The sequence below is a fragment of the Pseudomonas sp. GW823-FHT02E01 genome (genome assembly GCF_058797535.1).
On the sequence record NZ_JBXAJS010000005.1, the window covers coordinates 34,760 to 46,824 of the forward strand.

At 61.0% G+C, this 12,065-nt stretch carries 13 protein-coding genes; 8 read left to right on the forward strand and 5 right to left on the reverse strand.

Annotated features, from left to right (window positions below):
- Positions 1–79 precede the first annotated feature (79 nt).
- Positions 80–1,501 carry a histidine kinase sensor domain-containing protein gene (locus tag AC1RDQ_RS13135; RefSeq protein ID WP_492587517.1) on the reverse strand — a complete coding sequence of 474 codons (1,422 nt, stop codon included), beginning with the start codon at positions 1,499–1,501 and terminating at the stop codon, positions 80–82.
- Positions 1,491–2,210 (reverse strand): response regulator transcription factor, encoded by a 720-nt coding sequence (locus tag AC1RDQ_RS13140; protein ID WP_429520529.1) that lies wholly within the window; start codon positions 2,208–2,210, stop codon positions 1,491–1,493. Before AC1RDQ_RS13140 ends, AC1RDQ_RS13135 begins: the two co-directional genes overlap by 11 nt.
- 215 nt (positions 2,211–2,425) lie before the next feature.
- Here AC1RDQ_RS13140 and AC1RDQ_RS13145 point away from each other — a divergent pair, with 215 nt between their 5' ends.
- From AC1RDQ_RS13145 to AC1RDQ_RS13160, 4 genes are all read left to right on the forward strand, one after another.
- The gene (locus AC1RDQ_RS13145; RefSeq protein WP_407514759.1) at positions 2,426–5,179 is read left to right on the forward strand and encodes a response regulator; all 2,754 of its coding nucleotides are present in this window, start codon (positions 2,426–2,428) and stop codon (positions 5,177–5,179) included.
- A gap of 95 nt (positions 5,180–5,274) precedes the next feature.
- The gene (locus AC1RDQ_RS13150; RefSeq protein WP_492587518.1) at positions 5,275–6,267 is read left to right on the forward strand and encodes a 2-hydroxyacid dehydrogenase; all 993 of its coding nucleotides are present in this window, start codon (positions 5,275–5,277) and stop codon (positions 6,265–6,267) included.
- Positions 6,268–6,344: 77 nt separating this feature from the next.
- Positions 6,345–6,779 (forward strand): hypothetical protein, encoded by a 435-nt coding sequence (locus AC1RDQ_RS13155; RefSeq protein WP_056728017.1) that lies wholly within the window; start codon positions 6,345–6,347, stop codon positions 6,777–6,779.
- On the forward strand, positions 6,779–7,183 hold the full coding sequence (locus AC1RDQ_RS13160; RefSeq protein ID WP_057713650.1) for an META domain-containing protein: 405 nt from the start codon (positions 6,779–6,781) through the stop codon (positions 7,181–7,183). The genes AC1RDQ_RS13155 and AC1RDQ_RS13160 overlap by 1 nt, the downstream gene beginning before the upstream one ends.
- Before the next feature lie 89 nt (positions 7,184–7,272).
- Here AC1RDQ_RS13160 and AC1RDQ_RS13165 read toward each other — a convergent pair whose 3' ends face one another.
- Positions 7,273–7,740: a TlpA disulfide reductase family protein gene (locus AC1RDQ_RS13165; RefSeq protein ID WP_057713649.1), complete on the reverse strand. Its 468-nt coding sequence runs from the start codon at positions 7,738–7,740 to the stop codon at positions 7,273–7,275.
- A 114-nt stretch (positions 7,741–7,854) separates the two neighbouring features.
- On the opposite strand from AC1RDQ_RS13165, the gene arsC reads away from it, so the two are divergent.
- The 3 genes from arsC to AC1RDQ_RS13180 are packed head-to-tail and all read left to right on the forward strand — an operon-like array spanning position 7,855 to position 9,228.
- Complete coding sequence (gene arsC, locus AC1RDQ_RS13170) at positions 7,855–8,208, forward strand: arsenate reductase (glutaredoxin) (protein ID WP_218494355.1); 354 nt, start codon at positions 7,855–7,857, stop codon at positions 8,206–8,208.
- The gene (gene wrbA, locus AC1RDQ_RS13175; RefSeq protein WP_057713647.1) at positions 8,205–8,801 is read left to right on the forward strand and encodes an NAD(P)H:quinone oxidoreductase; all 597 of its coding nucleotides are present in this window, start codon (positions 8,205–8,207) and stop codon (positions 8,799–8,801) included. The genes arsC and wrbA overlap by 4 nt, the downstream gene beginning before the upstream one ends.
- Position 8,802: 1 nt before the next feature.
- Complete coding sequence (locus AC1RDQ_RS13180; RefSeq protein WP_090457293.1) at positions 8,803–9,228, forward strand: DUF2069 domain-containing protein; 426 nt, start codon at positions 8,803–8,805, stop codon at positions 9,226–9,228.
- Positions 9,229–9,328: 100 nt separating this feature from the next.
- On the opposite strand, the gene AC1RDQ_RS13185 is transcribed toward AC1RDQ_RS13180, so the two are convergent.
- Both AC1RDQ_RS13185 and ttcA read right to left on the reverse strand, forming a co-directional pair.
- Positions 9,329–10,003, reverse strand: a complete 675-nt coding sequence (locus AC1RDQ_RS13185; RefSeq protein WP_057713645.1) for a DNA-3-methyladenine glycosylase I — start codon at positions 10,001–10,003, stop codon at positions 9,329–9,331.
- Positions 10,004–10,199: 196 nt separating this feature from the next.
- On the reverse strand, positions 10,200–11,024 hold the full coding sequence (ttcA, locus tag AC1RDQ_RS13190) for a tRNA 2-thiocytidine(32) synthetase TtcA (RefSeq protein WP_008051493.1): 825 nt from the start codon (positions 11,022–11,024) through the stop codon (positions 10,200–10,202).
- Positions 11,025–11,306: 282 nt separating this feature from the next.
- On the opposite strand from ttcA, the gene AC1RDQ_RS13195 reads away from it, so the two are divergent.
- Positions 11,307–11,909: a Yip1 family protein gene (locus tag AC1RDQ_RS13195; protein ID WP_007988750.1), complete on the forward strand. Its 603-nt coding sequence runs from the start codon at positions 11,307–11,309 to the stop codon at positions 11,907–11,909.
- The last annotated feature ends 156 nt before the right edge of the window (positions 11,910–12,065 follow it).

A 12,065-nucleotide genomic window follows, 5' to 3' on the forward strand; every position in this document is an offset into this window, starting at 1 on the left:
ATAGGAATAAGCAGATATGTTGCGGTGAACAGGAGGGCCTAATCGCGAGCAAGCTCGCTCCCACAGGGTGCCGGGGTGCTCACAGGTTTCGCGGTTCAAGCACGGTCAGTGTGGGAGCGGGCTTGCCCGCGATGGCGTCGGCACTGGCGCTATCAACATCCGCCAACAACCGCATGTTCAGGCGCAACCCGGTTCCGGTGTTCTGTGCCCACAACTGTCCGCCCTGACGCTGCACCGCGTTTCGGGCGATGCTCAAGCCCAACCCAAATCCACCATCCCCCGGCCGCGAACCATCGAGTCGGGTGAACGGCAGGAAGATCCGCTCCAGATCAGCTTCCGCCACGCCGCCGCCCTGATCCTCCAGCCATAGATGCCAGAAATCTCCATCACGCTGGCCGCCGAGCAGGACAACCCCACCATCAGGTGAATGCCGAATCGCATTGCGCAGAATGTTTTCCAATGCCTGGGCCAGGGTGTTGAGATGACCGCGAACCCAACAGGATGAATCTACGGTGCATTGCAACTGCGTATCGGGCCAACCACTTTCATAGCAGGCGTTCTCCGTGAGCATTTCCCACAAGGCCTGGATCTGGATCGCTTCGTCAGGCAATCGGGTGCGCTCGGTATCGAGCCACGCCAGTTGCAGCGTGTCTTCCACCAGGCGCTGCATGCCATCGACTTCACGGCCGATGCGTTCGCGCAATGGCTCCAGCCCCTGCTCGCTTTCACTGGCCACCCGCAGGCGGCTCAAGGGCGTGCGCAATTCGTGGGACAAGTCGCGCAGCAGTTGCTGCTGCAAGGCCACAGTGCTTTGCAGGCGCTCGGACATGTGATCGAACGCCCTGCCCAACTCGCCCAATTCATCGGAACGATTGGTGGTGCGGCTCGACAGGCGCACATTCAGTTGGTCGGCACGCCAGGCATTGGCCTGTTCACGCAGACTGTTGAGCGGCACCACCAACAAACGATACAGCCCGACGCACAACAGCAAGGTGAACAATCCCGGAATCACTCCGTTGGTGATCACCCGCCAGAACACCCGGTAACGCCCGGGTACGAAGCGCTTGGGCAACTCGATCACCAGGCTGCCGACGGAGGGGTCACCGGGAAAGGGTATGCGCATCCACGGCCGGCCTTTCTTGTGGATGGGCCAATCGAGGCCGCGCAAAAAAGTCAGGCGTTCGACTTCCTTGTCCGTCAGCGATTGGTTGCTCAAGGACTGCAAATCACCGCCGATGACACCGACCCAACCTTTTTCCCGCTGATGCATGCCTTGCAGCCAGTCATCGATACCAGCGCTCTGACGCTGCTGCCATGCCTGCTCGGCTTCGGCGGCATAACCGGACAGGATGCCGCGGGCCTCATCGGAGAGGAACTGGTTACGTTGCTCCATGTAACGGCCCCAAGACCAACTCAGCCAGATCATCAGCAGACAGAAAGCGACCAATAGACAGGCCAGTTTCCAGAACAGCGAATGCCTGCCCGGCAAGTTACATGTCATCGGCGGCGCTCAGGATGTAGCCCTTGCCCCAAACCGTACGCACTTCGCGCTCGGTATATCCAATGGCCTTGAGCTTGCGGCGGATCTGGCTGATGTGCATGTCCAGGCTGCGGTCATGGGCCGCGTAACCGCGCTGCAGCACCTGTTGATAAAGAAAGGCTTTGCTCAGTACTTCGTCGGCGCTGCGGTGCAGCGTCTCCAGCAACCGATACTCGCTGCGGGTCAGGCCACCGGCCTGTTCGCCATAAAAGACCTCGAAGCTTTCATCGTCGAAACGCAGGCTGTCCATCGACGGGGCCGGCACTGCGGGTGCCGGTCGGCGGTCGAGTGCCACCCGCCGCAGAATGGCTTCGATGCGCACCCGCAACTCCACCATGCTGAAGGGCTTTGGCAGGTAATCATCAGCCCCCAGGCGAAAGCCGCTGATGCGATCGGCCTCAGCACCGAGGGCCGACATCAGCAACACCGGGGTGGAATGGCTCTGGCGCAATTGGGTCAGTACCGCCAGGCCGTCCAGGCCCGGCAGCAGAATATCCATCAACACCACGTCGAATGGTTGCCGGCGGGCAATGTCCAGGCCTTCCTGACCGTTCTGGCACCAGGTCACCTGGAAGCCGCTGCGGTCCAGATGCTCATGAACGTAGGCGCCGAGCACAAGGTCGTCTTCGATGGACAGGATTCGGGGAAGGCCGGCAGTGATGGGAGTCATGACTATCTGCAAATAATTCTCAGTTGAGCGATTATTCAAGATTGCCTCGCCAGGGGCAACCCACCGTTTGTCCGTATTGCCAATGAGTCGTCCGGACCGACGAATGACGGCACCATTTTTACGAAGATTGCCCGCGAGCAAATCGCTACACTGCGCAAGTGGTGCATGGCGGATGCATGTGCAGGCCTATAAATAGCGGGATGCAGGAGAGATGCGTGCTCAAGAAACTGGGAATCAAAGGCCGCGTGCTGTTGCTGACCCTGTTGCCAACCAGCCTGATGGCGTTGGTGCTGGGGGGATATTTTACCTGGATGCAACAGGCTGACCTGCAAACCCAGCTCATGCAGCGCGGCGAAATGATCGCCGAGCAGTTGGCTCCACTGACGGCGCCAGCCATGGGCCATCAGGACAACGAACTGCTCGAACGCATCGCCACCCAGGCCCTGGAACAAACCGACGTGCGGGCCGTGACCTTCCTGGCTCCTGACCGCACGCTGCTGGCCCACGCCGGCCCGACCATGCTCAACCAGACACCCTCCGGCAGTGGCACGCAGATGCTGCGCCGCAGTGGCAACGATGCGACCCGCTATCTGCTGCCGGTATTCGGCAAGCACCGCAACCTGGCCGGGGACGTGATTCCCGAAGAAGCCGACCGCCTGCTGGGCTGGGTCGAGCTTGAACTGTCCCATAACAGCATGCTGTTGCGCGGTTACCGCAGCCTGTTCGCCAGCCTGATGTTAATCGCGGCGGGGCTCATAGGTGCGGCACTGCTGGCCTTGCGCATGGGTCGCACGATCAATCGGCCATTGAGCCAGATCAAGCAAGCCGTGGCTCAACTCAAGGACGGTCATCTGGAAACCCGCCTGCCGCCACTCGGCAGTCAGGAACTGGACGAGTTGGCCTCCGGCATCAACCGCATGGCCGGCACCCTGCAAAATGCGCAGGAAGAATTGCAGCACAGCATCGACCAGGCCACCGAAGACGTGCGCCAGAATCTGGAAACCATCGAGATCCAGAACATCGAACTGGACCTGGCGCGCAAGGAAGCCCTGGAAGCGAGCCGGATCAAGTCCGAATTCCTGGCCAACATGAGCCATGAAATCCGCACGCCGCTCAACGGCATTCTCGGTTTCACCCACCTGCTGCAAAAAAGCGAGCTCACCCCGCGCCAGCTCGACTACCTGGACACCATCGAAAAATCCGCCGACAGCCTGCTGGGCATCATCAACGAGATTCTCGACTTTTCGAAAATCGAGGCCGGCAAGCTGGTGCTCGACCATATTCCGTTCAACCTGCGCGACCTGCTACAGGACACCCTGACCATCCTCGCCCCGGCTGCCCACGCCAAGCAGCTGGAACTGGTGAGCCTGGTGTACCGGGACACGCCGCTGTCGCTGGTGGGCGACCCACTGCGGCTCAAGCAGATCCTGACGAACCTGGTGAGCAACGCGATCAAGTTCACCCGCGAAGGCACCATCGTCGCCCGCGCCATGCTCGAAGAAGAACACGAAGACACCGTGCAGTTGCGCATCAGCATTCAGGACACCGGCATCGGTCTGTCGAACCAGGACGTACGCGCCCTGTTCCAGGCCTTCAGCCAGGCCGACAACTCGCTGTCGCGGCAACCCGGTGGTACTGGCCTGGGCCTGGTGATTTCCAAGCGCCTGATCGAACAGATGGGCGGTGAGATCGGCGTCGACAGCACGCCGGGGGAAGGGTCGGAATTCTGGATCAGCCTGAGCCTGCCAAAAACCCGCGACGATGCCGAAGACCTGCCCTCGGCACCCTTGCTCGGGCGACGGGTGGCGGTACTGGAAAACCACGAGCTGGCACGGCAGGCGTTGCAGCATCAACTGGAAGACTGCGGCCTCAGCACCACACCGTTCAATACCCTGGAAAGCCTGACCAATGGCGTCACCGCCGCCCACCAGACCGATCAGGCGATCGACCTCGCCGTGCTCGGCATCACCAGCAACGACATGCCGCCGGAACGCCTCAACCAGCACATCTGGGACCTCGAGCATCTGGGCTGCAAAGTGCTGGTGCTGTGCCCGACCACGGAACAGACGCTGTTCCATCTTTCCGTGCCCAACCCCCACAGCCAGCTCCAGGCTAAACCGGCCTGCACCCGCAAGCTGCGACGCTCCCTGTCTGACCTGGTCAACCCGCGGTCTATGCGCAGCGAGCCGGGCGAACCGGTATCCAGCCGTGCCCCGAAGGTGCTTTGCGTCGACGACAATCCGGCCAACCTGATGCTGGTGCAAACCCTGCTCGAAGACATGGGCGCCAAGGTACTCGCGGTGGAAAGCGGTTATGCCGCCGTCAAGGCGGTGCAGAACGAGACATTCGATCTGGTGTTGATGGACGTGCAGATGCCCGGCATGGACGGTCGCCAGAGCACCGAGGCGATCCGCCAGTGGGAAAGCGAACGCCATTGCACGCCCCTGCCGATCGTGGCCCTCACTGCCCACGCCATGGCCAACGAAAAACGCGCGCTGCTGCAAAGCGGCATGGACGACTACCTGACCAAACCGATCAGCGAACGGCAATTGGCACAAGTGGTGCTGAAGTGGAGCGGCCTGGCGCTGCGCAATCACAGCCCGGAGCGCTCCGGCGATGGGCATGCTGGCACCCATGACCTGTTGGTGCTCGACCACGAGGAAGGATTGCGCCTGGCTGCCGGCAAGGCCGATCTGGCCGCGGACATGCTGGCGATGCTGCTGGCGTCACTGGAGGCTGACCGCGAAGCCATCCGACTGGCTCGGCAAAGCAATGAACACAACGCTCTGGTCGAACGGGTCCATCGCCTGCATGGCGCGACGCGTTACTGCGGCGTACCGCAATTGCGTGCGGCCTGCCAACGCAGCGAAACCCTGCTCAAGCAACAGGACCCGAAAGCCAGCCTGGCACTGGATGAGCTCGACCGGGCAATCAATCGCCTGGCAGCCCAGGCGCGCATGAATGCTTGATGCAGCGCAATCGCGAAGGGCTGCCGGCGAGTTAACCTGAGGACTGTCGAATGCCGGCTTGCTCAACGGCGCAGGCCACCTTCAAGGAGCACCGCATGCGTACGATTCTTTTCAGCAGCCAGAACTACGACCGCGACAGCTTTCTCGCGGCCGGGCAACCGGCCGGCATCGAGCTGCAATTTCAGACTGCGCGCCTGAGCCTCGACACGGTAGCGCTCGCCCAAGGGTATGAAGCGGTCTGCGCGTTCATCAATGATGACCTTGGCGCTGCGGTACTCGAGCGCCTGGCCGCTGGAGGCACACGCCTGATCGCCCTGCGCTCGGCCGGTTACAACCATGTCGACTTGCCGACAGCAAAACGCCTGGGACTGGCCATCGTGCGTGTCCCGGCCTATTCGCCCCACGCCGTTGCCGAACATGCAGTAGCGCTGATCCTCGCACTCAACCGCCGCTTGCCCCGCGCCTACAACCGCACTCGCGAAGGGGATTTCAGACTGCAGGGGCTGACCGGTTTCGATCTGGTGGGCAAAACCGTCGGCGTGGTCGGCACCGGTCAGATTGGTGCCACCTTCGCCAAAATCATGAGCGGATTTGGCTGCCGGTTGCTGGCCTATGACCCCTACCCCAACCCGCAGGTCGAAGCCCTCGGCGCTCGCTACCTGAGCCTGCCGCAATTGCTGGCCGAATCGCAGATCATCAGCCTGCACTGCCCGCTCAACGAGCAGAGCAAGCACTTGATCAACCGCGAGTCCCTGGCGCACATGCAACCGGGCGCGATGTTGATCAATACCGGGCGTGGCGGTCTGGTGGACACCCCGGCACTGATCGATGCCCTGAAAGACGGTCGCCTGGGTTACCTGGGGCTGGATGTGTATGAGGAGGAAGCGCAGTTGTTCTTCGAGGACCGCTCCGACCTGCCGCTGCAAGACGATGTGCTGGCACGGCTGCTGACCTTCCCCAACGTGATCGTCACCGCGCACCAGGCGTTCCTGACCCGCGAAGCACTGGACGCGATTGCCGCCACCACATTACACAACATTGCAGCCTGGACGGCGGGCACCCCGGAAAACCTGGTGACGGGAGACTGAAACGGATCGAAGGTCATCTACCTGCGCGATGCGGCGTACAAGCCCGTGCTAGCATATCGCGCATATTTGGAGGACCCATGGTCGAACACGATTTCCGCTACAGCCTGATGAACCCGCAACACACCCTCACTGAATGCCGCGCCCTGGTGCCGGGGCGCTATCAAGTCACCGGCAACGGTGGTTCGATTCGCAACAATGACGTGCTGGTTGTGACCCTCAAGGGTGCCAAGGACTTGTCCATGCGCCTGACCGTCGAAACGGTTCGCCACCTGATCAACCCGCCCGGCCAATGGGTCGCGGTAGCCAGTGGCCCGGTGTTCGGCGAACTGGCCATCCACACCTGGCAAGTGAACTGTGACAGCTGTGCCAAAGAGCTGAGCTTCGAGTTTGCCGTCGATGCCAAGCTGGGCAACAAGGCCGAAAAGCCTGCCGCCACCGCGCGGATCGCCGAGCTGGGCTGGACCAGCGTTGGCGAGAAACACCTGTGCCCGAAATGCCAGGAGCCTGCGTGATGAAAGGCCTCGCTCTGACCGCCATGGTCGGTGCCGGCCTGCTGGGCTGCGCCGCCGAGCCGGTGCAACTGCAACAGAACCGCAGCTACATTCTGGAGTGGATCGGCGAGCGGCCGTTGATGGACTACAGCCACCTGACCGTCACCCTCGACGAAGATGGCCGGGCCTACGGCAATGGCGGCTGCAACCACTGGTTCGCGCCGTACACCCTCGATGGCGACAAACTGACCTTCGGCAAAATCGGCAGCACCCGCAAATTGTGCGCGCCGGCACTGATGGAACAGGAAAAACGCTTCCTTCAGGCCCTGGAAAACGTCCAGCGCTGGGACGTCTCCCCGATCGAGCAGATACGCTTCTGGCCAGCCGAAGGCAAGCCGTTGCGTTGGTGGCTCGAGGAGGGTTGATCGCCCTTTCAGCACGGTGAAACCTGTGGGGAGGGGGCAAGCCCCCTCGCCACAAAAAGCCCCTGACCACAATGAAAACGATCATCTGATCAATTCTTCGCCTGCAACGCCTCAAGCTTCGCCATCACCCCCGCCGCCGTCTGTTCACCCATCAACTGCTCACGCACCTTGCCCTTGTTATCGATGATGTAGGTCACCGGCAATGCTTCGCTGCGCGGCAGCTCGAACAGTTCGGAAGGGTCCTGGGCCAGCACGGTGAACCTGATCCCAAGTTTCTCGCTCGCGTCCTTCAGCTCTTGCCCCTGGACATTGTCGAAGTTGACCCCGAACACACCGATTTTTTTATCCTTGAGCTGCTCAGCCAAGGCATTCAACTCCGGTATCTCGGTACGGCAAGGCCCGCACCATTCTGCCCAGTAGTTGAGGACCAGCCATTTGCCGTCCAGCCGGTCGGCGGCGATCTTGTGGCCGTCCTGGTCGATGCCATAGTCATTACCGCAGCCCCCTAGCATCAACGCTCCGATGATCGCCAATGCTGCTGCCAGTCGCCTTGTCATGTCGTGTTCCTTGTCAAAAATTGAATGCACCTGCGACCCATCGCCTCTTACGGTTCTGGATTGCGCGCTGCACAGTTAGAATAGCCGCCACCTTACGCAAGATGCGACCCGCTCATGACCGATCTGACGCTTTATCACAATCCGCGCTGCTCGAAATCCCGCGGTGCGCTCGAACTGCTTGAAGCCCGTGGCCTGACCCCGACCGTGGTCCGTTACCTGGACACTCCGCTGGACGCCGCGCAAATCCAGAGCCTGCTGGGCAAACTCGGGATCAGCGCCCGGCAATTGCTGCGCACCGGCGAGGACGAGTACAAGACCCTTGACCTGGCCGACAGCAGCCTGAGCGAAGCGCAATTGATTGCCGCCATCGCCGCCCACCCGAAACTGATGGAACGACCGATTCTCGAAGTCGGCAACAAGGCCATCATCGGCCGCCCACCGGAGCAGATCCTGGAACTGTTGCCATGAGTGCACCGTACATTCTGGTTCTGTACTACAGCCGCAGCGGCTCGACCAACGAAATGGCCCGGCAGATCGCACGTGGTGTCGAACAGGCCGGGCTTGAGGCCCGCCTGCGCACGGTGCCGGCGATTTCCAGCGAGTGCGAAGCCGTTTCGCCGGAGATTCCCGACGAAGGCGCGCTGTATGCCAGCCTCGACGACCTGAAGAACTGTGCCGGCCTGGCGCTCGGCAGTCCGACCCGCTTCGGCAACATGGCGGCACCACTGAAGTATTTCCTCGACGGCACCAGCAACCTGTGGCTGACCGGCGCCCTGGTGGGAAAACCGGCGGGTGTGTTCACCTCCACCGCGAGCCTGCACGGCGGCCAGGAGACCACGCTGCTGTCGATGATGCTGCCGTTGCTGCACCACGGCATGCTGATCACCGGCCTGCCCTACAGCGAGTCGGCACTGCTGGAAACCCAGGGCGGCGGTACGCCATACGGCGCCAGCCACCACGCCGGCGCCGACGGCAAAAGCGGTCTGGATGCCCATGAAGTGGCGTTGTGCCGCGCGCTGGGTCTGCGCCTGGCCAAGACCGCACAGAAACTGGAGAGCTGAGTTGGCCAAGAAGCCGAAGATCCTGCCCGCCCTCGAATGGCTCGAACCACGCGTCAAGGCGATGCGCGCCATCAGCCTGTTGTGCTTTTTCGGCCTGGTGGGACTGCTGTGTGTTTACTACCTGGCGATTGCCGATCTGCATGGGGCACGCCCCTGGGTGATCCTGTTGATCGAACTGGTGCCACTGCTGATTCTGGCACCGGGGATGATCGTCGGCAGCCCTCGCGGGCATTCGTGGATGTGCTTTGTGGTGAACCTGTACTTCATCAAGGGCGCATTGGCTGCCTATGACCCGAACCGGCAAGTCTTCGGCTTGCTGGAGATGGGCGCGAGTCTGGCGGTGTTTTGCTCGGCGCTGCTGTATGTGCGCTGGCGGTATCAGTTGAACCGCAAGTTGGCTGGCGAGGGCGAACCCTCCGTCGCCTGACCCACAGCTATCGCGAGCAGGCTCGCTCCCACAGGGGATTTTGTGAACGACACAGATCCAATGTGGGAGCGGGCTTGCCCGCGATTGGGGCGACTCGGTCTCAATGATTGACTGTGTAAGCCAGCATCATCGAAATCTGGCTCATCGGCCGCCCGCCGCTTTCCTCATGCCACTGATTGAACACGTCCTGCACCAACGCCAGGTCGCGCAGACTGCTCGGCACCTTGTCGATGATGTCCTGCGCATTCAGCGCCGCCACCACGTCATAGCTCGGTACAAAGGTGTCCTTGCCGATCATCCGCAAGAAGCGCGGGGCTGACAGCCCGCCCAACTGATGTCCACGTTTTTTCAGGAAGGTCCAGAGCCCGACGATATCGGTCACCGGCCAGTCGGCGATAAGCGCGCCGAAGCTGCCCTTTTCATGGGCCACGTCCAGTATGAACTGCGCATTGCGCGGCACGCTCTTGAGCTTGCCCAGGTGACGGATGATCCGCGTGTCCTGCATCAGGCGCTCAAGGTGCTCGGCGCTCATCAGCACGACTTTTTCCGGGTCGAACCTGAAGAACACTTCTTCGAAGGCCGGCCACTTGGCATCCACCAGGCTGTGCTTGAGCCCGGCGCGGAACACCCGTAGCGCCATCATCGAGAGGTAGCGATCGTCGCTGATCTTGCGCAGTTGCGCGGGAGTCTTGGGAACGGGCAGATGGGCTTCCAGTTCAGCCGCCGAACCGAAGCGGTTCAAGCAGTACTCATTCAGCCACTTGTAGTCGCGCATGCCCTCTCCTGGAGGTTGAAACAAAATACAGTTGTAGAGTGTGCCTGTGGCGAGGGGGCTTGCCCCCGTTGGGCTGCGAAGCGGCCCCAAGATCTCCCAAGCACCAAAGATCTTGTGAGTGCTACGCACTCAAACGGGGCGGTGCGGCGTTCCGACAAGCCCCCTCACCACAGGCTCGCTCCCACAGTAGTTGTGGTCAGAGGTTGACCACGTTGACGAAGCGCGAAGCGGCGCTTTCGTCGATCTTGAGGCTGGTGAAGTCGAACAGGTTGCGATCCGCCAGTTGGGACGGGATCACGTTCTGCAGGCTACGGAAAATGCTCTCGGTACGGCCCGGGGTCTTGCGTTCCCAGTCCAGCAGCATTTCCTTGACCACCTGACGCTGCAGGTTCTCCTGGGAACCGCAGAGGTTGCACGGAATGATCGGGAATTGCTTGAAGTCCGAGTAGGCCTGGATGTCTTTTTCGTTGCAGTAGGCCAGCGGGCGGATCACCACATTACGACCATCGTCGGCGCGCAGCTTCGGTGGCATGGCCTTGAGCGAACCGTTGAAGAACATGTTCAGGAAGAACGTTTCGACGATGTCGTCGCGATGGTGACCGAGGGCCATCTTGGTCGCGCCGATTTCATCGGCGAAGGTGTAGAGCGTGCCGCGACGCAGGCGCGAGCACAGCGAGCAGGTGGTCTTGCCTTCCGGGATCAATTCCTTGACCACCGAGTAAGTGTCTTTCTCGACGATGTGGTACTCGATCCCCAGTTCCTTGAGGTAGGCCGGCAGCACGTGCTCCGGGAAACCCGGCTGCTTCTGGTCCATGTTCACGGCCACGATCTCGAACTTGATCGGCGCGACCTTCTGCAAGTGCATCAGCACATCGAGCATGGTGTAGCTGTCCTTGCCACCGGACAGGCAGACCATGACCTTGTCGCCGTCTTCAATCATGTTGAAATCGGCAACTGCCTCACCGGCCAGTCGGCGAAGGCGCTTTTGCAGTTTGTTCTGGTTGACCGTGAGAGTGCCCATGACGCGAAATCCGTGAGGTGTGACGAAAGGCCGGCATTTTACGCAAAAACGCCTCAGGGGCGAAGTGCCTCGCCAAAAGGGCTGTTCGCCACAGACCCTGCGGCGATTAACAACTGCGTTTACAGCGCGATTTGCTCTAAAGCCCTTACTCCCTCTGAGGAAACTCCTCCCTATACTGCGACATAAGGTCACATACAAATTCAGACCTATGACTTGCTTGGCCGCATTGGCCCGTAGGCGCTCCACTGGGGGGCGACGGTAAAAACAAGAGGAGTGACTGGCATGATCCATCACGTAGTGGGGCTCTTCACCCACCCTGACCAAGAATGGAAAGAAATCCGTGGCGACCAGGAGGAAAGCATCAGCCACATGTACCTGACCCATACGCTGATCCTGGCGGCGATCCCCGCCGTGTCTGCCTTTATTGGCACCACACAGGTCGGCTGGGTCATCGGCAATCGACCTCCCGTAATGCTGACCGTAGAAAGCGCAATATGGATGACGGTCATGTCGTACCTGGCGATGCTCGGTGGTGTGGCCGTAATGGGCGCCTTCATCCACTGGATGGCCCGCACCTATGACGCCAACCCAAGCCTGGCCCGTTGCATTGCGTTTGCCACCTACACCGCTACACCGCTGTTCATCGGCGGTCTCGCCGCCTTGTACCCACACCTGTGGCTGGGGATGATCGTCGGTACCGCAGCGATCTGCTACACGGTGTACTTGCTGTATGTGGGCTTGCCGACATTCATGAACATTCCATCTGACGAGGGCTTCCTGTTTTCAAGTTCGGTGCTCGCCGTAGGCCTGGTGGTGCTGGTCGCCATCATGGCGTTCACAGTAATTGTCTGGGGACTCGGCGTGGGCCCGGTCTACACCAGCTAGCCGCTCATCACTGAAAATCAGAACTGCCGACAAAGGCCGCCGCAAGGCGGTCTTTTCATTCTTCAGCAACGAGAACGCACACGACCATTCGGCAACCTGGTGATTCGCAAGGTCCGAGGGTTGCGGCATACTCGACCGCTCTGGAGATCCATCAAG